This window comes from Amycolatopsis sp. cmx-4-83, assembly GCF_046548815.1.
GTDB classification, from domain to species: domain Bacteria; phylum Actinomycetota; class Actinomycetes; order Mycobacteriales; family Pseudonocardiaceae; genus Amycolatopsis; species Amycolatopsis pretoriensis_A.
Window position 1 is genome coordinate 141,852 of the sequence record NZ_JAEBEF010000001.1, and the last position, 23,379, is coordinate 165,230.

31 protein-coding genes are annotated in these 23,379 nt (G+C 72.0%); 17 read left to right on the top strand and 14 right to left on the bottom strand.

Annotation, left to right across the window (positions count from 1 at the left end):
- The first annotated feature begins 49 nt into the window (after positions 1-49).
- Complete coding sequence (locus ACLJQM_RS00710; protein WP_247015719.1) at positions 50-952, top strand: LysR family transcriptional regulator; 903 nt, start codon at positions 50-52, stop codon at positions 950-952.
- On the opposite strand, the gene ACLJQM_RS00715 is transcribed toward ACLJQM_RS00710, so the two are convergent.
- Together ACLJQM_RS00715 and ACLJQM_RS00720 are read right to left on the bottom strand one after the other, a co-directional pair.
- Positions 953-1,414 carry a hydrogenase maturation protease gene (locus ACLJQM_RS00715; protein ID WP_360767545.1) on the bottom strand — a complete coding sequence of 154 codons (462 nt, stop codon included), beginning with the start codon at positions 1,412-1,414 and terminating at the stop codon, positions 953-955.
- A 38-nt stretch (positions 1,415-1,452) separates the two neighbouring features.
- Positions 1,453-2,496: a tetratricopeptide repeat protein gene (locus tag ACLJQM_RS00720; protein ID WP_360767548.1), complete on the bottom strand. Its 1,044-nt coding sequence runs from the start codon at positions 2,494-2,496 to the stop codon at positions 1,453-1,455.
- A 179-nt stretch (positions 2,497-2,675) separates the two neighbouring features.
- On the opposite strand from ACLJQM_RS00720, the gene ACLJQM_RS00725 reads away from it, so the two are divergent.
- From ACLJQM_RS00725 to ACLJQM_RS00740, 4 genes are all read left to right on the top strand, one after another.
- Positions 2,676-3,350, top strand: a complete 675-nt coding sequence (locus ACLJQM_RS00725) for an HNH endonuclease family protein (RefSeq protein ID WP_410629650.1) — start codon at positions 2,676-2,678, stop codon at positions 3,348-3,350.
- Positions 3,351-3,360: 10 nt separating this feature from the next.
- A complete protein-coding gene (locus ACLJQM_RS00730; RefSeq protein WP_247015711.1) occupies positions 3,361-3,999 on the top strand; it encodes an alpha/beta fold hydrolase in 639 nt (212 codons plus the stop codon).
- 140 nt (positions 4,000-4,139) lie between these two features.
- Positions 4,140-4,889: a 3D domain-containing protein gene (locus tag ACLJQM_RS00735; protein WP_360767557.1), complete on the top strand. Its 750-nt coding sequence runs from the start codon at positions 4,140-4,142 to the stop codon at positions 4,887-4,889.
- Positions 4,890-4,898: 9 nt separating this feature from the next.
- Positions 4,899-6,215 (top strand): cellulose binding domain-containing protein, encoded by a 1,317-nt coding sequence (locus tag ACLJQM_RS00740; RefSeq protein ID WP_410629652.1) that lies wholly within the window; start codon positions 4,899-4,901, stop codon positions 6,213-6,215.
- A gap of 302 nt (positions 6,216-6,517) precedes the next feature.
- On the opposite strand, the gene ACLJQM_RS00745 is transcribed toward ACLJQM_RS00740, so the two are convergent.
- Together ACLJQM_RS00745 and ACLJQM_RS00750 are read right to left on the bottom strand one after the other, a co-directional pair.
- Positions 6,518-7,156: a nitroreductase family protein gene (locus tag ACLJQM_RS00745; protein ID WP_360767562.1), complete on the bottom strand. Its 639-nt coding sequence runs from the start codon at positions 7,154-7,156 to the stop codon at positions 6,518-6,520.
- A gap of 18 nt (positions 7,157-7,174) precedes the next feature.
- Complete coding sequence (locus tag ACLJQM_RS00750; RefSeq protein ID WP_410629654.1) at positions 7,175-8,152, bottom strand: aldo/keto reductase; 978 nt, start codon at positions 8,150-8,152, stop codon at positions 7,175-7,177.
- A 48-nt stretch (positions 8,153-8,200) separates the two neighbouring features.
- Between ACLJQM_RS00750 and ACLJQM_RS00755 the strand changes: the two genes are divergently transcribed.
- On the top strand, positions 8,201-8,680 hold the full coding sequence (locus ACLJQM_RS00755) for a MarR family winged helix-turn-helix transcriptional regulator (RefSeq protein WP_410630269.1): 480 nt from the start codon (positions 8,201-8,203) through the stop codon (positions 8,678-8,680).
- Here ACLJQM_RS00755 and ACLJQM_RS00760 read toward each other — a convergent pair whose 3' ends face one another.
- From ACLJQM_RS00760 to ACLJQM_RS00770, 3 genes are all read right to left on the bottom strand, one after another.
- On the bottom strand, positions 8,681-9,100 hold the full coding sequence (locus ACLJQM_RS00760) for an ATP-binding protein (protein ID WP_360767572.1): 420 nt from the start codon (positions 9,098-9,100) through the stop codon (positions 8,681-8,683).
- Positions 9,101-9,162: 62 nt separating this feature from the next.
- Positions 9,163-9,942 (bottom strand): SigB/SigF/SigG family RNA polymerase sigma factor, encoded by a 780-nt coding sequence (locus ACLJQM_RS00765; RefSeq protein ID WP_247015698.1) that lies wholly within the window; start codon positions 9,940-9,942, stop codon positions 9,163-9,165.
- Positions 9,939-10,355 carry an anti-sigma factor gene (locus ACLJQM_RS00770; protein ID WP_247015696.1) on the bottom strand — a complete coding sequence of 139 codons (417 nt, stop codon included), beginning with the start codon at positions 10,353-10,355 and terminating at the stop codon, positions 9,939-9,941. Before ACLJQM_RS00770 ends, ACLJQM_RS00765 begins: the two co-directional genes overlap by 4 nt.
- 163 nt (positions 10,356-10,518) lie before the next feature.
- Between ACLJQM_RS00770 and ACLJQM_RS00775 the strand changes: the two genes are divergently transcribed.
- The 3 genes from ACLJQM_RS00775 to ACLJQM_RS00785 all read left to right on the top strand — a co-directional run bounded on the left by ACLJQM_RS00775 (position 10,519) and on the right by ACLJQM_RS00785 (position 12,247).
- Positions 10,519-10,827, top strand: a complete 309-nt coding sequence (locus ACLJQM_RS00775) for a WhiB family transcriptional regulator (protein ID WP_247015694.1) — start codon at positions 10,519-10,521, stop codon at positions 10,825-10,827.
- A gap of 218 nt (positions 10,828-11,045) precedes the next feature.
- A complete protein-coding gene (locus tag ACLJQM_RS00780; RefSeq protein ID WP_086862300.1) occupies positions 11,046-11,399 on the top strand; it encodes an STAS domain-containing protein in 354 nt (117 codons plus the stop codon).
- Positions 11,400-11,458: 59 nt separating this feature from the next.
- The gene (locus tag ACLJQM_RS00785; RefSeq protein WP_247025396.1) at positions 11,459-12,247 is read left to right on the top strand and encodes a metal-dependent hydrolase; all 789 of its coding nucleotides are present in this window, start codon (positions 11,459-11,461) and stop codon (positions 12,245-12,247) included.
- Here the strand turns inward: ACLJQM_RS00785 and ACLJQM_RS00790 are convergent.
- On the bottom strand, positions 12,210-12,641 hold the full coding sequence (locus tag ACLJQM_RS00790; protein ID WP_410629658.1) for a nuclear transport factor 2 family protein: 432 nt from the start codon (positions 12,639-12,641) through the stop codon (positions 12,210-12,212). The genes ACLJQM_RS00785 and ACLJQM_RS00790 overlap by 38 nt on opposite strands.
- 96 nt (positions 12,642-12,737) lie before the next feature.
- On the opposite strand from ACLJQM_RS00790, the gene ACLJQM_RS00795 reads away from it, so the two are divergent.
- Positions 12,738-13,274 carry a TetR/AcrR family transcriptional regulator gene (locus ACLJQM_RS00795; RefSeq protein WP_360767579.1) on the top strand — a complete coding sequence of 179 codons (537 nt, stop codon included), beginning with the start codon at positions 12,738-12,740 and terminating at the stop codon, positions 13,272-13,274.
- Here ACLJQM_RS00795 and ACLJQM_RS00800 read toward each other — a convergent pair.
- A complete protein-coding gene (locus tag ACLJQM_RS00800; RefSeq protein ID WP_410629661.1) occupies positions 13,271-14,506 on the bottom strand; it encodes an MFS transporter in 1,236 nt (411 codons plus the stop codon). The two genes, ACLJQM_RS00795 and ACLJQM_RS00800, sit on opposite strands and share 4 nt — an antisense overlap.
- An 87-nt stretch (positions 14,507-14,593) precedes the next feature.
- Here ACLJQM_RS00800 and ACLJQM_RS00805 point away from each other — a divergent pair, with 87 nt between their 5' ends.
- Together ACLJQM_RS00805 and ACLJQM_RS00810 are read left to right on the top strand one after the other, a co-directional pair.
- Entirely contained in the window at positions 14,594-14,920 is a 327-nt protein-coding gene (locus tag ACLJQM_RS00805) for a hypothetical protein (protein ID WP_247015686.1), read from the top strand.
- A gap of 38 nt (positions 14,921-14,958) precedes the next feature.
- Positions 14,959-15,417 (top strand): hypothetical protein, encoded by a 459-nt coding sequence (locus ACLJQM_RS00810; protein WP_360767585.1) that lies wholly within the window; start codon positions 14,959-14,961, stop codon positions 15,415-15,417.
- On the opposite strand, the gene ACLJQM_RS00815 is transcribed toward ACLJQM_RS00810, so the two are convergent.
- Both ACLJQM_RS00815 and ACLJQM_RS00820 read right to left on the bottom strand, forming a co-directional pair.
- A complete protein-coding gene (locus ACLJQM_RS00815) occupies positions 15,414-17,051 on the bottom strand; it encodes an ABC transporter permease (protein ID WP_410629663.1) in 1,638 nt (545 codons plus the stop codon). The two genes, ACLJQM_RS00810 and ACLJQM_RS00815, sit on opposite strands and share 4 nt — an antisense overlap.
- Positions 17,048-17,944, bottom strand: a complete 897-nt coding sequence (locus tag ACLJQM_RS00820) for an ATP-binding cassette domain-containing protein (protein ID WP_247015680.1) — start codon at positions 17,942-17,944, stop codon at positions 17,048-17,050. Before ACLJQM_RS00820 ends, ACLJQM_RS00815 begins: the two co-directional genes overlap by 4 nt.
- A gap of 93 nt (positions 17,945-18,037) precedes the next feature.
- Here ACLJQM_RS00820 and ACLJQM_RS00825 point away from each other — a divergent pair, with 93 nt between their 5' ends.
- A complete protein-coding gene (locus tag ACLJQM_RS00825) occupies positions 18,038-18,526 on the top strand; it encodes a GbsR/MarR family transcriptional regulator (protein ID WP_247015678.1) in 489 nt (162 codons plus the stop codon).
- Positions 18,527-18,587: 61 nt separating this feature from the next.
- Here the strand turns inward: ACLJQM_RS00825 and ACLJQM_RS00830 are convergent, their stop codons facing one another.
- Entirely contained in the window at positions 18,588-19,151 is a 564-nt protein-coding gene (locus ACLJQM_RS00830; RefSeq protein ID WP_360767593.1) for a TetR/AcrR family transcriptional regulator, read from the bottom strand.
- Positions 19,152-19,234: 83 nt separating this feature from the next.
- On the opposite strand from ACLJQM_RS00830, the gene ACLJQM_RS00835 reads away from it, so the two are divergent.
- The 4 genes from ACLJQM_RS00835 to ACLJQM_RS00850 all read left to right on the top strand — a co-directional run bounded on the left by ACLJQM_RS00835 (position 19,235) and on the right by ACLJQM_RS00850 (position 22,064).
- A complete protein-coding gene (locus ACLJQM_RS00835; protein ID WP_410629666.1) occupies positions 19,235-19,843 on the top strand; it encodes an NAD(P)-dependent oxidoreductase in 609 nt (202 codons plus the stop codon).
- A 65-nt stretch (positions 19,844-19,908) separates the two neighbouring features.
- A complete protein-coding gene (locus tag ACLJQM_RS00840; RefSeq protein ID WP_410629668.1) occupies positions 19,909-20,571 on the top strand; it encodes an SGNH/GDSL hydrolase family protein in 663 nt (220 codons plus the stop codon).
- A gap of 417 nt (positions 20,572-20,988) precedes the next feature.
- A complete protein-coding gene (locus ACLJQM_RS00845) occupies positions 20,989-21,594 on the top strand; it encodes an RNA polymerase sigma factor (RefSeq protein ID WP_247015671.1) in 606 nt (201 codons plus the stop codon).
- A complete protein-coding gene (locus ACLJQM_RS00850) occupies positions 21,591-22,064 on the top strand; it encodes a carboxypeptidase regulatory-like domain-containing protein (protein WP_247015669.1) in 474 nt (157 codons plus the stop codon). The genes ACLJQM_RS00845 and ACLJQM_RS00850 overlap by 4 nt, the downstream gene beginning before the upstream one ends.
- Here the strand turns inward: ACLJQM_RS00850 and ACLJQM_RS00855 are convergent.
- Entirely contained in the window at positions 22,061-22,825 is a 765-nt protein-coding gene (locus ACLJQM_RS00855; RefSeq protein ID WP_410629670.1) for a polysaccharide deacetylase family protein, read from the bottom strand. The two genes, ACLJQM_RS00850 and ACLJQM_RS00855, sit on opposite strands and share 4 nt — an antisense overlap.
- A gap of 108 nt (positions 22,826-22,933) precedes the next feature.
- Positions 22,934-23,371, bottom strand: coding sequence for an SRPBCC family protein (locus ACLJQM_RS00860; RefSeq protein ID WP_247015667.1), 438 nt, complete (start codon positions 23,369-23,371; stop codon positions 22,934-22,936).
- Positions 23,372-23,379 lie beyond the last annotated feature (8 nt).

Sequence of the window (23,379 nt, forward strand, 5' to 3'; positions counted from 1 at the left end):
CTCACGATTCCGGCTTGGGTGTTCGGTTTTCCCGCACAACAATGGCGGCATGCTGAACCCGTGGCGCCTGAAGCTGCTGAGCAGGCTCGACACCCTGGGCACGGTCCGCGCGGTGGCGCAGGACGCCAACCTGAGCGCGTCGAGCGTGTCGCAGCAGCTCGCCGTGCTCGAAGCGGAAACCCGCACCCAGCTGCTGGAACGCACCGGCCGCCGGGTCCGGCTCACGCCCGCCGGGCTGGTGCTGGCCCGCCGCGCGCGGGCGATCCTCGACCACATGGACACGGTCGAAGCGGAGCTGCGCAGCCTCGGCGGCGAACCCGCGGGCCTGGTCCGGCTCGGCGCGTTCCAGAGCGCGATCCACACCCTCGCCGTGCCGGCGGTGACCCGGCTGGCGCACCCGCACCTCGAGGTCCAGCTGCTGGAGCTGGAGCCGCACGAGAGCATCCCGGCCCTGCGCGGCGGCGACGCCGACGTCATCATCACCACGACCGACTTCGTCGAGCAGCCGCTGGGCCCGGACCTCGACATCGTGCCGCTGGCGACGGACCCGATCGTGCTGGTCACGCCGCCGGAAGCACCCCGCGGCCCGGCGGTGCTGTCGGCCTACGCGGACGCGGCGTGGGCGCTGGACGTGCCGCAGTCGTACATGGCGAACCTGACCCTGCGCCTGTGCCGCGAATCGGGTTTCGAGCCGCGGGTGGTGTGCCGCTTCAGCAACTACCTGATGACGCTGCAGCACGTCGAGGCCGGGCTGTCGATCGCGCTCCTGCCGGGCCTGGCGGTGGACCGCCGCTACCGGGTGGCGACCCGCGAGCTCTCGACCCCGGTCACCCGCACGATCGCGGCGGTGGTCCGGCGCGGAACACCGTTGCGCGCGGGGGTGAACGTCGTCCTCGACGCGCTCCGGCAGCCGCCGGACCTGCCGGACCTGGCGGAATGGGCCGGGAAGTGATCAGACCTCGGTCCGCACCGGCAGCTCCGGGCTCGCGCCCCACGCCAGCTCGGTCACCGCGCGCACCGCGGCCGGGACCGCGGCTTCGACCGCCGGGGACAGGCCGAGGCCGCCGTCGACGCACGCCGGTTCGCAGCCCAGCACCAGGACGCGGCCCGCGTCGCCGCCCAGGAGGCGGAGCAGCTGGACGATCGCGTCGCCACGGAGGGCGTGGGCGTCGATGTCCTCGGTGAGGGACAGCGTGCCCGGTGGCCGGCCGTGCGGGGTGGCGTCCAGGAGGATCGTCGTGTCGTAGCCGCCGGTCAGGTCGTAGGCCAGGTGGACGGTCGCGATGTCGTAGTCCGCGATCTGCACCCACGGTGGCAGGCCCGCCCGGTCGAGCTCCTTCAGCACTTCGACGCCGAAGCCGTCATCACTCAGGAAGATGTTGCCGATGCTCGCGACCAGGACTCGTGGCCTCATCGCTCCAGGCTAGAACTGTGAATTGGCTCACACAATAGTCAGACGCGGTGCTCCCGGTCGTCCTGGACGTTCTCCGCGCGGGCGAGCCACTGCTCGGCCTCGTTGGCGGCGCCGCGCGAGCGCAGCATCCGGGCCAGGCTCAGCATGCCCTGGACGTCGCCGGTCTGGGCCGCGCGGCGGAACCACTGCTCGGCGTCGGCGAAGTCTTCGCGGTGCTCGGCGAGGTGGCCGAGGTTGGTGAGCGCCGGGACGCTGCCGTGCTCGGCCGCCTTGCGGTACCAGGCCGCGGCTTCGCCCTCGTCGCCGCGGTTGCGGGCCAGCACGCCGAGGTTCGTCATCGCCGCCGGGTCGCCGCGCTCGGCGGCGTCGAGGTACCAGCTCTCCGCCTCCTCGAGGTCGCCGCGGCGGTGCAGGAGCAGGCCGAGCCGGACGATCGCTTCGCCGTTGCCGCCGGTCGCGCCCTGGCGGTACCACGCTTCGGCGTCGCCGGGCCGGCCGAGCCGTTCGGCCTGCCTGCCGAGCTGGCAGGTGGCCGCGAGGTCGCCGGCCAGCACGGCCGAGCGCCACCAGCGGGCGGCCTCCGCGGCCTGGCCGCGGTCGCGCAGCACGATGCCCAGGTCGATCATCGCGCTGGTGGCGCCGGCGTCGGCGGCCTGCCGCAGCCACGACTCGGCCTCCTCGCCCCGGCCCTGCTCACGGAGCAGGTGGCCGAGCGCGGTGATCGAGGGCAGGTCGCCGGTGCGGGCGGCCTCGCCGTACCAGTGCTGGGCCTCGGCGCGCTTGCCCGCCCGCTCGTAGGAGCGGGCGAGGTTCAGCATCCCGTGGGGATCGCCGGCCAGCGCCGCTTCGTGGTACCAGCGTTCGGCCTCTTCCTGGGCGCCGCGCTCGGCCAGCAGGTGGGCCAGCGACGTCATGGAGACGCGGTCGCCGCCCATGGCCGCCTTGCGGAACCAGGTCTCGGCCTCGGCGAGCTCCCCGCGTTCGCGCAGGGCCGAGCCCATCCTGGCCATGGCGACGACGTTGCCGCCTTCAGCGGCTTTGCGCTGGAAGAACTCGTCGAACTTCTTGAGCCGACCGGGCATCGGCTGCTCCCTCCGGATGGGTCCTGCTCCGGTAGTCGCAGTTCAGGGGCCCGGTGTGACATACCCCGCCATGGGTGGGCGAGATCACATTCGCGCCAGGTCGTCGTGTCGACGCGGTTGTCCCACGTCGGCACGGGTGAGACTACGCCGCGCGCACCCGCAGGTGAGAGGAGAAAATCTTGGCGGCCCGCAGCTTTCGGCTCAGCGTGACGCAACGGATCCTGCTGGTAGTCGCGATCCTCGCGGTCGCGCTCTTCGGCTACTGGGCCACGAGCAGGGGCGCGGGCGCGACCCCGCCGCCTTCGGCCGGCCCCGTGCCGGTCAGCGCCGCGGACGCGCAGAAGCAGCTCGACGAGCTCAGCATCGCCGCGCGGACGTCCATGGACGGCTACTCGCGCGAGAAGTTCAAGCACTGGGACAGCCAGGGCGCCGGCTGCGACACCCGCGAGGTCGTCCTCAAGCGCGACGGCAAGGACGTGCAGACGGACAAGGACTGCCGGGCCACCGCCGGGACGTGGACCAGCATCTACGACGGCGAGACGTGGACGAAGCCGACCGACGTCGACATCGACCACATGGTCCCGCTCGGCCAGGCGTGGGCCAGCGGCGCGAAGGCGTGGACGGCCGAGAAGCGCGAGCAGTTCGCCAACGACCTGACCCGGCCGCAGCTGTTCGCCGTCACCGACAACGTCAACCAGCAGAAGAGCGACAAGGCGCCCGACCAGTGGAAGCCGCCGCTCGTGTCCTTCTGGTGCACCTACGCGACCGACTGGATCGTGGTGAAGCACCACTACGGCCTGACGATCACGCAGGGGGAGAAGACCGCCTTGACGGACATGCTGCGCCGCTGCTGAGCTGGCCGGCATGACGACTTTCGCGCTGGTCCACGGGGGCGGCGGCAGCGGCTGGGACTTCCACCTGCTCGGGCCGGAGCTGGTCGCCCGCGGCCACGACTTCGTCGCGCCGGACCTGCCGATCACCGATCCCGCGGCCGGGCTGGCGGAGTTCACCGGCGCGGTGCTGGACGCGCTGGGCGACCGCGCGGACGTCGCGGTGGTCGGCCACTCCTACGGCGGGTTCACGGCGCCGCTGGTCGCTTCGAAGGTGCGCGCGCGGCTGCTCGTCTACCTGGCCGGGATGATCCCGGCGCCGGCCGAGCCGCCGGGGCAGTGGTGGGGCAACACCGGTTTCGCCTCGCCGACCGGGCTCTCCGAGGAGGAGCAGTTCTTCAACGGCGTCCCGGCCGAGCTGGCGAAGGAGTGCCAGGCGCACGGGCGCGAGCAGGCGAGCAAGGAGTGGGACGAGCCGTGGCCGCTGCCGGCCCACCCGGACGTCCCGACGCGGGTGCTGCTCTGCCGCGACGACCGGTTCTTCGTGCCGGACTTCCAGCGCCGGGTCGCCCGGGAACGCCTGGGCGTGACACCGGACGAGATCGACGGCCCGCACTGCGTGACCCTCAGCCACCCGGCCCAGCTGGCCGACCGCCTGGTGTCCTACCTGTAGCCGCTGCGCCGATCGGGTACCGGGAAACTTAAAGGTCTAGACCTATTGACTGTGTGGTCCAGGCCACTTAACGTCGTTTTCCAGCGGTGAACCCGCTTGCGTCACCTCCACCCCGGTCCCCACCATGGAGGTTTCCCGTCATGCGCTCAGCCAGGGTCCTCGCGCTGGCGGCGGTCGCCGCCGGCGGTCTGCTCGTCGCTCCCGCCGCACCCGCGTCGGCCGCGGTTCTGCCCGCCTGCCGGCACTTCTACCCGGGCACCATCCCCGACCGCCCGGTCACCGGCGGGCACGGGCCCGGCACGCTCGTCGGCGCCGTCGACGTCGCGAACCGCCTGCCCGCGCCCGGTTCCGTCAGCGGCGGGCTCGGCGCCGACGGCAAGGTCACCTTCACCTTCGCCCGCGTCCCCGGCGCGAAGGCGTACCGCGCGTTCCGCAACGGCCAGGCCCTGCAGTGGATCAGCGACTGGGGCCAGCCGACGCTCACCGTCACCGACACGAGCCCGTGCCAGGACGCGAACTACCAGCTCTACGCGATGACGGCGGAGGACAACTCGCCCGGCTCGCTCGGCCAGATCTCCACCGCCTACCGCCTCGACACGGCGAACCGGCTCGCGACCTACCGGATCCCGGCCGGCACCACGCTCAACTACCGCGTCACGTCCTACAACGACGTCGCCCAGACGGCGCTGGGCTACAGCGCGGGCCCGGGCTTCTGCGCGGTCGACGCCCGGATCATCCCGTGGGGCACCCGGTTCTCGGTCCCCGGCTACGGCGAGTGCTACGCGGCCGACATCGGCAGCTGGATCAAGGACGACATCGTCGACGTCTGGCTGCCCGGCTCCCAGGCCGACGCGTGGGGCATCCAACGGCTCACCCTGACCGTCCACTGAGGAGGGACGATGAAAGCCAAGCTCGCGCTCGCCGCGACGATCCTCTCGGCGGCGACGGTGCTCGTCGTCTCGCCGGCGACGGCCGCCACCGCACCGTCGGCGGTGTTCTCGACCGACTCGAACTGGGGCTCCGGCTACCAGGCCAAGTACACGATCAGCGCGGGCACGTCGGCGGTGACGAGCTGGAAGCTGGAGTTCGACTTGCCGGCGGGTTCGACGCTCGGCTCCTATTGGGACGCGCTCGACACCCCTTCCGGTGCGCACCACTCGTTCGCCAACCGCGAGTACAACGGCAGCGTCGCGGCGGGGGCGTCGACGAGCTTCGGCTTCCTGGTCAGCGGGGGCGGTCTGCCCGCCAACTGCAAGCTGAACGGTCAGCCGTGCGCCGGGACGACGATTCCCACCACTCCGCCGACGACGCCCCCGCCGACCACCACCACGCCCCCGCCGACCGGGGGCAGCGCGCGCGTCTCGCCGTACATCGACATCACGATGGCGACGCCGTCGCTGGTCTCGGTGGCGAACGCGACCGGCCAGAAGAACTTCACGCTCGCCTTCGCGCTCGGCAGCAGCCTCGGCTGCGACCCGCAGTGGGGCGGCACGGTCCCGCTGCTGGATGCGCGGATCATCAACGACGTCAACGCGTTGCGCGGCCTGGGCGGCGGCGTCACGGTGGCTTCGGGCGGCGCGCTCGGGCCGTACCTGGAGAACGTCTGCGGTTCGGTGGACGCGCTCTACAACGCGTACGTGAAGACGCTGGACGCGGTGGGCAGCAACAGCCTCGACGTCGACGTGGAGGCGTCCATCCCGACGGCGACGGTGAACCAGGCGTTGCTGCGGCTGCAGCAGCAGCGTGGCACGCACATCAGCTACACCATGCGGATCCAGGGCCAGGACTACGGGATGGACCCGTTCTCGGTGCAGATCCTGCAGGACGCGGCGTCGCGCGGGCTGAACGTCGTGGTCAACCCGATGCTGATGGACTTCGGCTACAGCGGCTCGTGGGGCGACGCGCTGATCTCGGCGGCCAACGCGACCTTGGGGCAGCTGAAGACGATCTGGCCGGCCAAGTCCGACGCGGAGCTCAAGGGCCTGCTCGGCCTGACCCCGATGATCGGCCGCAACGACACGGGCTCGATCACCGACCAGGCGGCGGCCCGCCGGCTGCTGTCCTACGCGCAGGCCAACCACGTGGCGAGCATCGGCTTCTGGTCGGCGGGCCGCGACAACGGCGGCTGCCCCGGCGGCGGCGCGGTGGCGACCTGCTCGGGGATTTCCCAGTCGCTGTACGAGTTCACGAACATCTTCAAGGCCTACACCGGCTGAGCCTCCCGCCCGCCGAAAGGCCGTGAAGGCCTCCTTGCCGACGTCCCCCCTCCGCCCCGGCAAGGAGGCCTTCACGAGTGCTCACCGCAGCCGGATCGCCGTCGACGGGGCAGCAGAACTCGACGAACCCGTCGTCGTTGAAGTCGGGTTCGCCGTGGTAGCGCAGGAACGGCCGGCGGTGAGGTGCTCCGCCGCCGCGTCGGCAGGCAGCTCGAGGAGCGTCCGGATCCGGGGCGGCTCGCCCCGGGCAGCCGCCCGGGTCACCACTCACCGTGCGGCCGTCCCCGGGGTGGAGGTCAAGCTCACCAGCGGTCGAGGTGCAGCACCTCTTCCAACGGCTGCCGCGCCGCCGGCTTGAACGTCTCGCCCGTGTAGAACGCGGTCGGGATCAACGCCGCCTGGTGGACGTTGTCCGGCAGCTCCAGCACCTTCGCCGCCTCCTGCTCGTACTTCAGGTGCAGCGTCGTCCACGCCGTGCCCAGCGTCACCGAACGGGCCGCGAGCATGAAGCTCCACACCGCAGGCAGCAGCGACGCCCACAGGCCCGCCTGGTTGCCGGGCGGCAGCTCGGCCGACGGTGTCTCCAGGCACGGGATCACCAGCACCGGGACGTCGCCCATCCGGTCGGCCAGGTACGCCACGCTGTCGCCGACGCGCTGCTGCACCGCGGCACGCGCGGGGTCGTCCGCGAACAGCTTGCCCGCCGCCCGGTCGGAGTCGAGGTACTCCAGGCACGCCTTGCGGTAGATCCGGCCGAGCGCCGCCCGCTGGTCCTCGTCGGTGACCACCAGCCACTGCCACCGCTGCGTGTTCGAGCCGCTCGGCGCCTGCAGCGCCACCTGCACGCAGTGCTTCACCAGGTCGAGCGGCACGGGGCGATCCAGGTCCAGCCGCTTGCGCACGGTCCTGGTGGTCGTCAGGAGCTCTTCGGGCGTCATCATCGGCCCATCATGCCGGGCTCACCAGCGATCGTGCACCAGCGGCCGGATCAGCTCGTCGTACGTTTCGCGGACGCCCGCCAGCGCCTCGGCGGACAACGCGGGCAGGGCCGCCGCCGCGGTGTTCGCCGTGGCCTGCGCCGCGTTGCGCGCGCCCGGGATCACCGTGCTCACGCCCGGCTGGTCGATGATCCAGCGCAGCGCGAACTGCGCCAGCGCCTGACCCTCGGGCACGAGCCCGCGCAGCCGCTCGACGGCCGCCAGCCCGGCCTCGTACGGCACGCCGGAGAACGTCTCGCCGACGTCGAACGCCTCGCCGTGGCGGTTGAAGTTGCGGTGGTCGTTCTCGGCGAATGTCGTCGACGCCGTGTACCGCCCCGACAGCAGGCCCGACGCCAGCGGCACCCGCGCGATGATCCCCGCGCCCGCCTCGGCCGCCGCCGGCAGCACGCGCTCCAGCGGCTTGAGCCGCAGGCAGTTCAGGATGATCTGCACCGACGCCACGTTCGGGCGCGCCAACGCCGTCAGCGCCTCTTCGCACGTCTCGACGCTCACGCCGTACGCCTTGATCCGGCCTTCGGCGACCATCTCGTCGAGGGCGTCGTACACCGCGCCGGAGGAGTACACCGGCGTCGGCGGGCAGTGCAGCTGCACCAGGTCGAGCGTGTCGACGCCGAGGTTGCGGCGCGACCGGTCGTTCCACTCGCGGAAGTTCGCGGCGACGTAGTTCTCCGGCTCCTGCTCGACCCGCCGGCCCATCTTGGTCGCCACGAAGACGTCGCCGCGCTCGGCGAGGAACCGGCCGACCAGCCGCTCGCTGCGGCCGTCGCCGTAGACGTCGGCGGTGTCGAAGAACGTGACCCCGGCGTCCGCGGCGGCGTGCAGCACGGCCAGCGCGTCGTTCTCGTCGACCTCGCCCCAGTCGGCGCCGAGCTGCCAGCAGCCGAGCCCCACGACGGACACCTCACGGCCCAGCCGGGCGATCTTCCGGTTCTCCATGCCGCGATCCAAGCACACGGCCGCCGCCTATGATCGCCGGTCATGGCCATGACATCGGGTCCGGACGGGCTGGGGACCCGGCTGCGGCACGTCCTCGAGGTGCTCGACGGCGACGTCGCGCGGTTCCTCGCCGACATCGGCCTCGACGGCTACCGGCCGCGCTACTCCCCGGTGGTGCGGGCGCTGCTGGCGCGCGGCCCGCTGGCCATCCGCGACCTCGCCGCGGAGATGCGCGTGACGCACTCGGCGGCCAGCCAGACCGTCGCGCAGATGAACCGGGACGGCCTCGTCGCGCTCGAACCGGGCGCCGACGCCCGGCAGCGGATCGTGTCGCTCACCGCGAAGGCGCGCGACCTGCTCCCGCTGATCGAAGCGGAGTGGGCGGCGACGACGGAGGCGTCGGAAGCGCTGGAGGCCGAACTGCCGTACTCCCTGCGCGCGCTGCTGGACGCGATCGTCGAAGCCCTCGACCGGAAGCCGTTCCGGGAGCGGATCGGGGAGACCGAAGCCGCGCGCGAGCTGCGCTGATCAGGCGTCCGCGACCCGGAAGACCGCCCAGACGTACTTGCCGCCGGGGCAGCGCTCGAAGCCCCAGTCCACCGACAGCGCCTGGACCAGCACCAGCCCGCGGCTGCGCGCCTCGGCCGGGGACGGCGCCCGCAGCTCGGGCAGCAGCGGGCCGGTGTCGTAGACGCGCAGCGTCAGGTGCCCGCCGGAGTACTCCAGCTCCATCCGCTGCGGCCGCTCGCCGTGCTCGAAGGCGTTCGTGACCAGCTCCGACGCGGCCAGCAGGACGTCGTCCAGCCGGCGCTCGCACACGCCCCGCGCGAGCAGCGCCGTCCGGATTTCGTGCCGGGCCAGCGCCGGAGCGGTGACATCGGCCGGGAGGAAGACCCTCAGGGGGGCCGCGGCAGCAAAGGTGTGCTGCGGCATCTTCGACGTCGTCATCCGGTCCCCCTCCCAGTGAGTTCGGTACCGCCCGCGAAGTACCCAAGCGGGTGAGCGGCTAATCAGGTGCCTTCGGCCAGCTCGGATTCGTCCAGGCCCGAACGCAGTTTCTTGAGCGTCGCAGCCAGCAACCGCGACACCTGCATCTGGGACACCCCGACACGGCGGGCGATGTCCGACTGGCTCATCCCGGAGCCGAACCGCAGCGCGACGATCTTGCGCTCCCGCTCCGGCAGGCTCTCCAGCATCGGGCGCAGCGCCTCCCGCAGCTCGGCCTGGCCCAGCTCGGCGTCCGGCGCCCCGAACCGGGTGTGCGCCGCGTTCTCCAGCAGGTGGTCCAGCGAAGCGCCGTAGCGGCCCTGACCGGCCCGAAGGCCTTCGTAGACGTCTTCGATGGGCACGCCCAGGCGGCCGGCGATCTCACTCGGCTTGGGCGCGCGGGAGAGCTGCACGGTGAGCTCTTCGCGGGCGGCCGAGATGTTCGCGTTCAGCTCCTTGAGCCGCCGCGGCACCCGCACCGACCAGCTGTTGTCCCGGAAGTGGTGCCGCAGCTCGCCGGAGATGGTCGGCACCGCGAACGCCAGGAAGTCCGTCCCCTGGTCGGGGTCGAACCGGTCGACGGCGTGGATGAGCCCGACCGTGGCGATCTGGACCAGGTCCTCCATCGCCTCGTCGCGGTTGCGGAACTTCCGGGCCAGGTTGCGCGCCAGTTCCAGGTGCGCGCGCACGAGGGTGTCGCGGACGCGGTCGCGTTCCGGCGAGTCGGGCGGCAGCGCGGCGAGCTGCGCGAACAGCGCGCCGACGTCCGGTCCGTCCCCGCTGCCCTGGGCGGGACCGCTCACGAGTCCGCCACCTGGCTTTCCCGGACCAGGTCGACCCGGGACAGGTAGCGGCCGTCCTTCGGCGTGATGGTGCGCTCGGCCGTCGTCGCGAGCGCGGTCAGAAGCTGCCAGGAAAGCCCGGTGTCGTCCTCGTGGTCCGGGCTGTCCGAAAAGACCGAGACGGAAACCTCGATGCGCGGCCCGTTCCACGAGAAGACGCACGTGAGCTTGCCGTCCGAGCTGGCGGGGAGCAGCAGCGAGCAGGCTTCGTCCACCGCCATCCGGAGGTCCTCGACGGCGTCGAGGTCGAAGTCCTGGCGCATCGCGATGTCGGCCACGATGGTTCGCAGCGTGGGCACGACGTGCGGGATCGCGGCCGTCCGCACCTCGATGACCTGCGCGCCTTCCGGCACGAGCGGGGCGTTGTCCTCCACGTTTGTTCCTTTCTCCGGCTCGCGCTGCGGGGGGTCGGCGGTGTCCTCTCACGCCCGGTCAGCGAGATGCCCGTGGGGTGAGCAAACCAAACCCGCGTTTGATCCGCTCCACCGGCGGGCATGTAGCCGTCGACATGCTGATCCTGGGAAAGGCGGGGACGACGTGGCTGACGTGAGCCGGCTGCCCAACGTGGTTGCTGAAGAGTGGGAATGGCAGCTGAACGGCTCGTGCCGCGGTGCCGACAGCAGTCTGTTCTTCCACACCGACAACGAGCGCGGTTCCGCGCGCGAGCGGCGCGAGTCGCGCGCCAAGGCCATCTGCCAGACCTGCCCGGTCCTGGCGCAGTGCCGCCAGCACGCGATGACCGTGCAGGAGCCGTACGGCATCTGGGGCGGCCTCGGCGAGATCGAACGGCGGCAGCTGTTCCTCCGCCAGCGGCGAGCGGCCCGGAAGGCCGTCGGCGCCCACTGACCAGGCAGGATTCGAACGCACGTGAACAGCTCACGCGAAAGGGCGGCGGCCGTGGCGGGCTCGGTCGCTCCCTGGGTTAGGGTTGGCCCCGGAGTTGCCTTGACCGTGCCCGGCGCGGGGTTATGCCCCGGGCTGTGGAAGGCACGGTGACACGGTTGCCGCTTGAGACAGCAGGCGCGTACCCGGCGCAGGAGCAGCGCCTGACGAGGAGAAACTGCATGCCCGCAGCCGACCAGAACGCCACCCCGCCCGGGTTCGGCATCACGCTGGACACCGACGCGACGGAGCCCCGGGTGGTGGTCACCGGCGAGCTCGATCTGCTCACCAGCCCGCAGCTGCAGGAGGCCCTGGCGGGGCTGATCGCGGACAAGCGCGCGCAGCGGGTCGTGGCCGATCTGACCGGGGTGACCTTCTTCGATTCCTCCGCGCTGAACGTGGTGCTCCGCGCACAACGCCAGGCCGGCGAGCAGGATGTCGAGCTCGAGGTCGTCCCGAGCCCCGCGGTGAGCCGCGTGATCGAGCTCACCGGCGTGGCCGAACACCTGAGCGTGTCGGAGGACCCCCAAGCCTGACCGCCCGCTACGGTTCCGCGGACTGATTTCTGTGCGTGGACCTTGGGGGCGGCACGATGATGGGGCGGACGCATGCCCTGACCGGCTGGTGCGCGGGCTTGGCCCTGGCGCCCGCGGTCGGGGCGGGGTCGGTGCACCAGGCGGTGGTCTTCGCGGCCACCACGGCGGGTTTCGCCCTGCTGCCCGACCTCGACCACCCCGGAGCGAGCGCTTCGCGCCTCCTCGGCTGGTTGACCGGCGCCCTTTCGTGGCTGCTGAGGCGTGTTTCGGCGGCGTTCTACGCGCTGACGAAGGGCCCGCGCGACGAGAAGGTCACCGGCCAGCACCGCCACCTTTCGCACACGGTCCTCTTCGCCGCCGGCCTCGGCGCGCTGACTTCGTGGGGCACCACCACCGGCGGCCCCTGGGCGGTCGTCGGTGTGGTGATCTTCGGGCTGATGCTGGCCGAAGGCGCACTGGGCGACTGGCTGCTCCCGGTGAGCGGATCCGCGGTGGCGTGGTGGTTCTTCACCGCCCCACCGGATCGCGCGGGCGAACTGGCGTCGATCTCGGGCTGGCTCGGCATCGCGGTCGCGGCCGGGTGCCTGACCCATTGCCTGGGCGACGCGCTCACCGAGTCCGGGTGCCCGTTCCTCTTCCCGATCCCGATCGCCGGCGAGACCTGGTACGAGCTGGGTCCCCCGAAGGCGCTCCGGTTCAAGACCGGCAAGAAGGTCGAGAAGCGGCTGATCTTCCCGGTGTTCGTGGTGCTCGGCGTGCTGCTGGTGCCGGGGGTGTGGGACTGGTCGGTCAGCACGTTCGAGCGCCTGTTCATCCCGCCGACGTCCCAGCAGGCGACCACGCCTTGATCCGTTCCGCCGCCGCGGCGGTGTCGGTGTAGTCGCGGGTGTGCTTGATCAGCCCGTCCTCGACGGTGACGACCATGACGTAGGAGACGGCGAAGACTTCGCCGCGCATCTCCTGGTGCAGATCGAATTCGGCGACGAGCACGGCCGGGTTCGCCGTTTCGTGGACGACCACGTTGTCCGCCTTGGTGACCCGCCGGGCACCGGCGGCCGCGTGGAAGCGGCGCCGGAGTTCCTCGCGGCCCTGGGTCACGCGGGGCACGCCGGGGAGGGTGAAGGGCATTTCGAGGATGACGTCTTCGGCGTAGAGATCGGCGAGGTCGTCCCACCGGTTCTCGACCGAGGCGGCGAGGAAGCGGTCGAAGACCTCGCGCGCGCCCGGCACGGTACGAGTCATCGGAATTCTCCTGGAAGACTGGGCGTTGAATCGGAACGGTGCACCCGCTTACGACGATACGGAGCCACCGCTCCGGTTGTCAACGAGGAGAGCTTGATGGAGAAGATGCGCGCGGACGCGCGGCGCAACCGGGCCAAGGTCCTGGCCGCCGCCGAGGAGGCGTTCGCCGTCGATGGGCTGGCCGTGCCGCTCGACGACATCGCGCGGCTGGCCGGGGTCGGGGCCGGCACCGTCTACCGGCACTTCCCCAGCAAGGAAGCGCTCTTCCAGGCCGTCGTGCTCGAGCGCATCCAGCAGTTCGCCGAAGAAGCCCGCGCGCTCGCCGACGCGGACGAGCCCGGTGCGGTCTTCTTCGACTACTTCGTCCGCGTCATCGGCCAGGCGTCCCTCAACCGGGCCATCTGCGACGCGCTCGCCGAGTCCGGCGGGCACGCCTTCAAAGCCGGTGCGGGCGAAGACTTCCGCGCGGGCTTCGCTCGGCTGCTCGAACGGGCGCAGCAGGCCGGCGCCGTCCGGCGGGACATCGACGGGGACGACCTGCGCGCGCTCATCGTCGGCTGCCTCGCCGTCGAGCGGTACGCGCCGGGCAGCGCGCACCTCGTCCGCGTCGTCGTCGACGGGCTGCGGGCCTAGGGGCGGCCCGCCGGGGCGTCGTTCAGGTCACGCAGTTTCCGCAGCGGCGAGCACACCAGGATCGCCACCGCCGCGAGCACGCCGGCGGCCGCGATCCGCATCGTCGCCCGCGTGCCGAACGCGGTCGCGAGGGCGCCGCCCAGCAGGCTGCCCAGCGGGACCATCCCGAGGACCAGCGTGTGGGTGATCGAGTTGACCCGGCCCAGCAGCTCCGGCGGCGCGACCGCCTGCTGGAAGCTCATCCCGAACACGTTCAGCACGATGACGCCGTAGCTCGCGAAGAACCCGGCGGCGACGTAGCAGGTGAGTCCCCAGCCGGGCCCGGTGAGCGGGTAGAGCTGGTAGGCCAGGCCGAACAGCACCCCGGCACCCCAGAGGGCCCGCGCCTGGCCGATCCGCGCGCCGAGCCGCCGCGCGGTGAGCCCGGCGGTCAGCGCGCCGGTCAGCGACGCCGTGCCGAGCAGCCCGATCGCCCACGCGGAGAGCCCGACGTCGCGGGACAGGAAAACGATCACGATCGCGAGGTGCGCCGACTGGAAGAGGCTCGACACCGCGCCGTGCGCGCTGATCGCCAGCAGGACGCGGTTGCCGCGCACCACGCGCAGTCCTTCGCCGATCTCGCGCAGCAGCCGCCGCGGCCGAGGGGCCGGGCGCACGTCCGGCGTTTCGATGCGGCGCAACCACAGCGCCGACCACAGGTAGCTCACGGCGTCGGCGGCGAGCGCGGCCGCGGCGCCGAGCGCCTGGACGATCAGCCCGGCCAGGCCGGGGCCCGCGACCGCCGCCATCGACAGGTTCGTCTGGAGCCGCGCGTTCGCCTCCGGCAGCTGCTCGCGCGGCACCAGCCGGGGGACGTACGTCTGGTGCGCGATGTCGAAGAACACGCCGAGCAGCCCGGCCCCGAGGACCACGAGCAGCAGCTGGGGCAGGCCGAGCACGCCGAACAGGGCAGCGACCGGGATCGTCGCGATCAGCGCCGCGCGCCCCACGTCGGCGGCGATCAGCAGCGGTCGCTGGCGGATCCGGTCGCACCAGGCGCCGACCTGGAGGCCGAGCACCAGGTAGGGGAGCGTCTCCGCGGTGCGCAGCAGCGAGACCTCGAAGACCGACGCGCCGAGGGCGGAGACGGCCAGCAGCGGCACCGCCAGCACGTCGATCCGGCTGCCGAACTGGCTGGCGAGATCGGCGATCCACAGCCGTCGGAAGTCGCGGTTCCCCAGTGCCCCCACCATTCCAACCTGGCACATCCGGTAACACGAAGTAAGATCGACGCGAGTTAGTCCTCGTACCTGCGCTGCGCGTGGCGAGGGGGTGCCCGGATGAGTGGCCGACCTACCTGGAGCTCCGCCGCGGTCACCGGACTGGCGGGATTCGCCTCCGGACTGCTCGTCGCCGCGCTGCTCATCGCCGGACGCGCGACTCCCCGGCCGGTCGAAGTCACGACACCGCCGCCGACCAGCACCGTGCCCGCCGTGCCCGTCACGGTGACCGCGTCGGTGCCCCCGTCCATCGTCACCTCGGTCGACACACCGCCGCCGACGACCACGACGAGCCGCGTCGAGGTCACCGTGACTTCGACGCCGACCTCGGTCACGCCGAGCTCGACGTCGCCGGTGCTGCCGCTGACCAGCGGCCGGCGCGACTGACGGTGCAACCGACCGGCCGCCGATCCCGTCTGGCCGTCATGCGAAGGATTCCGTGGATCGCCGTGGTCCTGCTCGCCGCGGCCGGGTGCGGGGCGGATTCGGCGGTCCCCTGCACGATGATCGGCACCCCGGTCGGCATCGGCCTGTCGATCCCGCAGCCGGCGGGCATCACCCGCGCGACGCTCGACGCCTGCTGGGGCGGCCGGTGCGTCACGCGCCAGGTCGGCCTCTTCCCCGAGTCCGCGGCGGGGGCGACGACGTGCTCGGGCGGCGTGTGCGGCGCGTCGGCGGTCCCGACCGGCGGCCTCCGCGGCTTCGCCGACGTCCCGGGCCTGCCCGCCGGGCCGGTGCGGGTCACCGTCCGGTTCGACGACGGCAAGCCGCACGGCGTCGAGGTGACGCCGTCGTTCAGCGAGCCGAACGGCCCCGCCTGCGGGAAGGCGGGGCCGCAAGCCCAGCTCCTGGTGGGCGCGGGCGGCGAACTGCGGGCGCGTTAACCGACGTCCCGGCGCCGCCAGCCGACCAGGCCGGCGGCCAGCGCGACGGCCGCGACCACCAGCAGCCAGACGATCGGCGTCGCGGCGAACTCCTGGCCCGGGAGCTTCGGCGGGTGCTGGAACGGCGAGACGTCCAGCGCCGCCTGCGGCAGGTTCACCACCGGGCCGAACAGGCTGAGCAGCAACGCCAGCGCGCCCACCGCCCACGCCGCGGCCGAGTACGCCGGCAGCAGGCCGAAGATCGCCACCGCGACCGCGACCACCACCCAGGCCGCGGGCAGCTGGACGAGCATCCCGGCGAGGGTGTCGCCGATCGAGCCGCCGACGTCGCCGGTGCGCAAGCCGTTGGCCAGGCCCATGAAGAGGCCGCCGACCAGCAGCAGCGCCGCCGTGCCGAAGAAGGCGAACACCAGGTGGCCGCCCGCCCAGCGCAGCTTGCCGACGCTGGTGGCCAGCACCGGTTCGAGCCGGATCGCGGTCTCCTCGCCGCGCATCCGCAGCGCCGCCTGGACGCCGTAGAGCGACGCGACCATGGCGAACATCCCGGCCATCGCGGCGAGGAACGCCTGCGTCAGCGCGTGGCTGCCGCCGAGCCGCTCGAAGATCTGCTGCGCCTGCGGGCTCGACCCGACGAGGTCGCCGATGCCGCTGGCGATCGACCCGAAGACCGCGCCGACGACGGCCACCCCGATCAGCCAGCCGAGCAGCGGGCCGCGGTGCAGCCGCCAGGCGAGCGCGAGCGGCGAGCGCAGGCCCGCTGCAGCCCGCGCGGGACCGGGTCGCGGCGGCAGGATGCCGACGCCGACGTCACGGCGGGGGAGCAGCCAGTACCCGATCCCGCCGACGACGAGCGCGAAGGCCGCCGGCAGCAGGAGCACCCACCAGCGTTCGACGGCGAACGCCCGGACCTGCTGCACCCAGCCGATCGGCGACAGCCACGACAGCCAGCGGGCGTCCACAGTGGAGTCCCCGGCGCCGCGCAGCAGGAAGGCGGCGCCGACCACGGCGGTGCCGATCCCGTTGGCCGTGCGCGAGTACTCGGCGAGCTGGACGGCGACCGCGGCGACGGCCGTGAACCCCAGTCCCGCCAACGCTTCCGACGCGCCGAAGGCGACCGAGCCGGCCGCGGGCAGCCCGGCGCCGATCAGGCTGACCGCCTGGACCAGTCCGATCAGCACGCTCGCCCCGCCGGCCACCAGCAGCGCCGACGTCAGCGCCGCGTACCGGCCGACGACCGCGGACGCGAGCAGCTCCGCGCGCCCGGTGTCCTCCTCGGCGCGGGTGTGCCGGGTCACGGTGAAGACCGCCATCAGCCCGGTGAGCAGCGCCAGGAACCCGCACATGCGCCAGGCGATGAACCCGCCGGCCGTGGTCAGGTCGAACGGCGGCCCGTAGAGCAGCGCGTACGACGGGTTGGCGTTGGCGCCGGCCTGGAGGGCGAGCCGGTCGGCCACCGTCGGGTAGAACTGCGTGAACGTGTTGACCGTGCTGGCCGGGACAACGCTGAGCAGCACGATCCAGATCGGCAGGACCACGCGGTCGCGGCGCAGCGCGAGCCGGGTGAGGTGCCAGGTGCCGGCGAGCTCGTGGGCCGGGGCGACGCCGGCTTCGGCGCGCGAAAGGGTCGCGGTCATTTCGCGCTCGCTTCGGTGGTGTAGTGCCGAAGGAACAGCTCTTCGAGCGTCGGTGGCTGGCTGACCAGGCTGCGCACGCCGACCTCGGTGAGCCGGCGCAGGGCTTCGTCGAGCGAGCGCGTCTCGACGTCGAACCGGACGCGGTTGCCCTCGACCTTGAGGTCGTGGATGTTCGCCAGCTTCGTGAGCCCGTTCGGCGGGCCGGCCAGCTCGGCGGTGATCGACGTCCGGGTCAGGTGGCGCAGTTCGGCGAGCGTGCCGGACTCGACCGTCCGGCCGTTGCGGATGATGCTGACCTTGTCGCACAGCGCCTCGACCTCGGCGAGGATGTGGCTGGAGAGCAGCACGGTCCGGCCCTGCTCGCGCTCCTCCTGGATGGCGTACTGGAACGTCGCCTCCATCAGCGGATCGAGCCCGGACGTCGGTTCGTCGAGGATCAGCAGGTCGACCCGCGAGGCGAGGGCGGCGACGATGGCGACCTTCTGCCGGTTGCCCTTCGAGTACGTCCGCCCCTTCTTCTTCGGGTCGAGGTCGAACCGCTCGACGAGGTCGGCGCGCCGCTTCTCGTCGAGCCCGCCGCGCAGGCGGCCGAGCAGGTCGATCACCTCGCCGCCGGAGAGGTTGGGCCAGAGGTTGACGTCGCCGGGCACGTAGGCCAGGCGACGGTGCAGGCTCGCGGCGTCCTTCCACGGGTCGCCGCCGAGCAGCCGGACGTCCCCCGAGTCCGCGTGGAGCAGGCCGAGCAGCACCCGGACGGTGGTCGACTTCCCGGCGCCGTTCGGGCCGAGGAAACCGTGTACTTCCCCAGTAGGTACCTGCAGATCGAGGCCGTCGAGGGCCTTCGTCCGGCCGAACGACTTGTGGAGGCCGGAGATCGCGATGGCGTTTTCCATGCTTCGGAAGCTACACTGGTTTCACAAAGTTGTGAAGTTAAGAAAATGTCTAGATGGAGTGATCTTGCTGGGGCTGTACGGGAGGATGGGCCGATGACGACGCCTGACACCAAGCGAGATGAGGACGCCGTCCGCCGGTACGTCGAGAGCCTCGGGCTGGTGCTTTCGCAGATCGGCATGCAACGCATGCCCGCCCGGGTGTTCGCCGCACTGATGACCACCGACGACGCCCGCCTGACCGCCGCCGACCTGGCGTCGCAGCTCTCGGTCAGCCCGGCCGCGGTCTCGGGCGCGGTCCGCTACCTCGAGCAGATCGGCCTGGTCGCCAAAGAACGCGAGCCCGGCGAGCGCCGCGACCACTACCGCCTCTACGACGACCTCTGGTACGCCACCTTCCTCAAGCGCGACCGCATGATCATCATGTGGCGCGACGCGGCCGAGAACGGCATCGGCGCCCTCGGCGAGGACTCCCCGGCGGGGAAGCGGCTCGCGGAGATGCGGGACTTCCTGTCCTTCATGCTGGTCGAGCTCAACGCCATGTACGAGCGCTGGCACAAGCTGCGCGAGGAGAAGAACGCCTAGGGTTTCGGCCTTCCTCGAGACCGCGCGACCCTCGGGCGCATGCGGGTGCCCGGCCCGGCTCCTAAAGCGCGGCGAGCAGTGTGTCCGCGAGCCGCCCGGCGAGGTCGGCCGGCTCGCGCTCCTCGAACGTCGCCAGGAACGCCTGCTGGAAACACGCGCCGAGCAGCAGGGACGCGGCTGCCTCGACGTCGGTGCCCTCCTGGACCCGGCCCAGCGCCACCTCGGCCCGCAGGTAGTCCGCCACGCCGCGGAGCAGCACGTGCGGGCCGTGCGCGCCCAGGCGTTCGCGGTGTGACCGCAGCAGCTCGCGCGAGGAAAACACCGACACCGCGATCGGGAAGCCCTCGACGTAGAACGCCAGCCCGAGCCGGGCGATCCGGGTCAGGTTGTCCCGCAGCGGTGCCCGTCCCGGGTTCGCGGTCAGCTCGCCCAGCGTCGCGCCCAGTGCCGGCAGCTGCTCGCCCAGCACGCTGAGGAAGAGGTCGGTCTTGTCGCGGAAGTGCTTGTAGAGCATCGCCTCCGAGTAGCCCGCGGTCTGCGCGATGACCTTGGTCGTCGCACGGGCGTAGCCCTGCTCGCGCATCACCTTCGCGGCCGCGGCGACGATCTCTTCGCGGCTTCCCATGGCGGCTCCTGAGTGCGTTCTCAGCGGGGTTAGTGAACACTCACCCTACCTGGTGAGTGTTCACTAACCGAGGAGGAGACACCATGCGGATCACCGTTCTGGGCGCGACCGGCGGCGTCGGCGGCGAGGTCGTCAAGCAGGCGCTGGAACGCGGCTGGCACGTCACGGCCGTCGTGCGCGACGCCGCCAAGCTGACGCTGCCGGCCGAGGTCGTCGTCGCCGGGCTGCACGAGCACGAGAAGCTGGCGGCCGCCGTCGAAGGCCGTGACGCGGTGCTCTCCGCGGTGGGTTCGCGTGACCGCGGGCCGACGACGGTCTGCGTGGACGGGGCTCGCGCGGAGCTCGCGGCCGGGGCGAAGCGGCTGCTGGTGGTCAGCGCCAGCGGCATGCACACCGAGGGGGACGGCTTCTTCACCCGCACGCTCGTGAAGCCGCTGCTGAACACCTTCCTCAAGCACGGCTGGGCGGACATGCTCGCGATGGAGGCCGTGGTCACGGCGTCCGACGTGGACTGGACCGTGGTCCGCCCGCCGATGCTGCTGAACGGCCCGCGCACGGGGAAGGTCGCGAGCAGGCTCGACGGGAACGTCCGCACCTTCACCATCCGGCGCGCCGACGTCGCCGCGTACCTGCTCGACGCCGTGGCGGACCCCACGCTGATCAGGGCGAAGGTTTCCATCGCCCACGGCTAGCCTCCGCTTTCCTCCCCGCCGCCGCCCTCAACGGAGGCGCTTCGCGCCGCTGGTCTAATTCGGCCATGGTGATCCTCGCTCAAGCCGTCTACGTCAAGCGGACTACGCCGCGGCTCCCCGGCGCCGCGGGCCCCACCGAAGGGCTCGTCCCCGGCGACGGCGAGCCGTTCCGCCTGGCCGTCCTGGGCGAGTCCACAGTGGACGGCGTCGGCGCGGCGCACCACGGGGAAGCGCTCACCGGCTGCCTCGCCCGCGAGCTCGCCCGCGACGGCCGGGCCGTGCGCTGGCAGGCGGTCGGCCGGACCGGCGCCAACGCCCGGACCGTCCGCGCCGAGCTGGTCCCGCTCGTGGCCCCGGCCGACCTGGTCGTGGTCGCCCTCGGCGTCAACGACACCATCGAGCTCCGGTCCGCCCCGGCCTACCGGCGCGACCTCCTGGCCCTCGTCGTCGAGCTCCGGCGGCGGCTCGGCCCGGTCGAAGTCGTCCTGGCCGGGGTGCCGCCGATGGCCCGCTTCCCGGCGCTGCCGCGGCCCCTGCGTGACGTCCTCTCGGCGCGGTCGACGGCGCTCGACGCCGCCGCGGCGGCCCTCGCCCGCGTCCCCGGCGTCACCCACCTCCCGATGGACCCCGCGCTGCTCGACCCCGCGGCCTTCGCCTCGGACCGCTTCCACCCCGGGCCGGCGGGCTACGCGCGGTGGGCGCAAACGCTTGCCGCGCACATTCGGTGAGCGCCTGACGGCATTCCGTCGATCTTCAAAAAACTTCGCCGGTTCGTGTATCTGGCCCTCCCGCCACTGCGTCCTGTGGAGCAGCCGAGGACGAAGAACGCGACAGGGGGTGTCGAGTTCGACGGAAACGCGGTGGCCGGGAGCCGAGGGGGCTGCCGGACACCGTCGGCCGGGTGCCCTTCGGGGGAGGGGACACCTGGCGGGACCCGTTGGGGAGCGGGTCCCAGAGGGAGGGGAGCACCGGCCGGTGCGGGCGCATCCGCGCCGGCCGGTGCCTCCCGCAGCGACCATTGACCGCCAGCGCACGAAGTAAGTGACTTGATGTATCCGAGATCCACCTGCACGCTCCTTCCCCCCGAAGAACCCGCGATACTGCCAAAGCCGACTCGAAGACTCTTCCGAAGAGGGGCAGATACCGTGACCGACGTGCAAACCACAGAGGTGGACCCGCCTTGGGAGGGCCTCACCGGCGCCGAGCTGCACGCTGCGTGCATGCAGGCCGCCCGTGACGGTGACCGCCGGGCGATGGACCGCCTCGTCGCCGAGCTCACCCCGCTCGTGTGGCACGTCGCCCGCGCCAACGGCCTCGACCGCTCGGTCGCCGAAGACGTCGTCCAGACCGTGTGGCTCGCCCTCTTCAGCCAGCTCGGCAAGCTCCGTGATCCCAAGGCCCTCGCCGCCTGGTTGATCACCACCACCCGCCGCGAGGCCACCCACCCGTTCGGCCGCCGCATCCAGCCCGTGCCGTTGAGCGACGAAGTCGCCGACGCGATGCCGAGCACCCAACCGGCCCCCGAAGACGAAGCCGTCCGCGCCGACCGCGACCGCCGGGTCTGGCGCGCCTTCGTCCGGCTGCCCCAACGCTGTCAGGAACTGCTCCGGCTGACCGTGCTCGCGGGTCGGGCGGAGTACCAGCTCGTCGCCGAGGCGCTGCGCATGCCACGCGGCAGTGTCGGACCGACCAGGGGGCGCTGCCTCGACCAGATGCGCGATCTCCTCGCCAGTGAAGGGGGAAGCCGATGAATGACCTCGGGGCGCCGGGTGAGGCCTTTTCCGATGAGCTGATCCTGGCCGGGATCAGCAGCTTCCTCGACGAGTTCGACCCGCCACCGGGTGATCTGGTGCAGCGGGTCCAGTTCGCGCTCGCACTCGGCGACCTCGACGTCGAGGTCGCCCGCTGGGAGCGGCTCGACGACCTCGCCGGTGTGCGCGGCGGTGGCACGGGCACGATCACGTTCACCGTCAGCGACCTGACGGTGATGATCAACCTGACGAAGATGGGCAAGCTGCACCGGATCGACGGGTGGCTGGTGCCGGCCGGGCAGTACGGGGTCGAGGTGCGCGTCGCCGAGCACGGCACGTCGTCGACGACCGCCGACGAAGGCGGCCGGTTCGTGCTCGACAACGTGCCGCGCGGGACGACGCAGATCCTCGTGCACCTCGGGGACGTCACGTGCCGCCGGACGGTCGTGACGCCGACCGTGGTGCTCTAACCGAGGAAGTCGGCCAAGGGGACGGGGGTGAGCCCGTCCTTCTTCGCCTGCTCGACGAACGCCGTGTAGTCCTCTTTGAACGTCTTGCGGAAGTGCATCAGCACGACGTCACCGGGCTTGAGCTTGTCGCCGGCCTGGAACTGGACGTGCCCGTCGTTGACCGCGGCCGTCCACAGCACCGCGGCGCGCATCCCGCACGCGGCCGCCGCGCGCAGCGTGTTCTGGTCGTAGTTGCCGAACGGCGGCCGGAACAGCGACGGCCGGACGCCGAGCGACGCCTGGAAGTCGTCGGCGTCGTCGCAGATCTCCTTGCGCTGGAACTCGTACGGCTTGCCCTTGAGGTTCGGGTGGTCGACCGTGTGGTCGCCGAGCGTCGCGCCGGTGGCGTCGAGGATCTGCTTGAAGTAGGCCTCGTGGCCCTTCACGTACTTCTGGTTCAGGAACAGCACCGGGTGGGTACCGTTCTGCTGCATCAGCTTGACCGCGTCCGGGTCCTTCACCGCGCCGTCGTCCATGGTGAGGAAGACGTACGGCTTGTCGGTGGTGATCCGCCGGACGACCGGGACCTGGCCGTTCTCGACCGCGGGTGCCTTCTGCTGGACCGTGCCGAACGGGTACGGACCCGGTGTCGTCGCGCCCGGGCCCCCGCCCGGTGCCGGGTTGGGCTGGCTGGTGCCGAACTCCCGCCGGTCCGGCTCCGCCGCCGAGCAGGCCGTCAGCGCCAGTGCCGCCACGACGACGATCGCCGTCAGTCGTTTCATCTCGCGTCCCCCTTCCGAGGTGGCCATAAAAGACCACCCGAAAGAGTGACGTGGGACGGAGCGGAAAAGTTGCGCCGGGCGATCTTGGTGTGGCCCGGCGCACCCAGGTCAGCGCCCGGTTTCGGCCGCCTTGACGAGCTTGCCCGAGAACAGCCGGATCACCGCGCGCAGTCCGGCGGCCAGCGCCGGGCCGCTGCCCTTGACCGGCTCGGTGAACGACCCCGTCCACCGCAGGTGCGTGCCACCGTCGGCGGTGGGGGTGAGGAGCACCTCGGCCCGGTAGTCCTTGATCGGGTTGGCGCCGAAGAACGTGTAGACGTGCTTGCGGCCGGGCTCGTATTCGACGGTCTCTTCGCGGATCAGCACCGGCCACAGCCCGACCTCGCGGACGGCGCCGACGCCGGGGCCGGGCCGCTTCCAGCGGGCCTGCACGATGAGTGGCTTCCCCCACTCCGCCCAGCGCGGGCCCTCGGCTTCACGCGCGAACAGCGCCTCCGGCGGCGCGCTGCTCGTGCGGTTGACCTCGAAGGAGTACTTGCGGCCCACCGGAACCT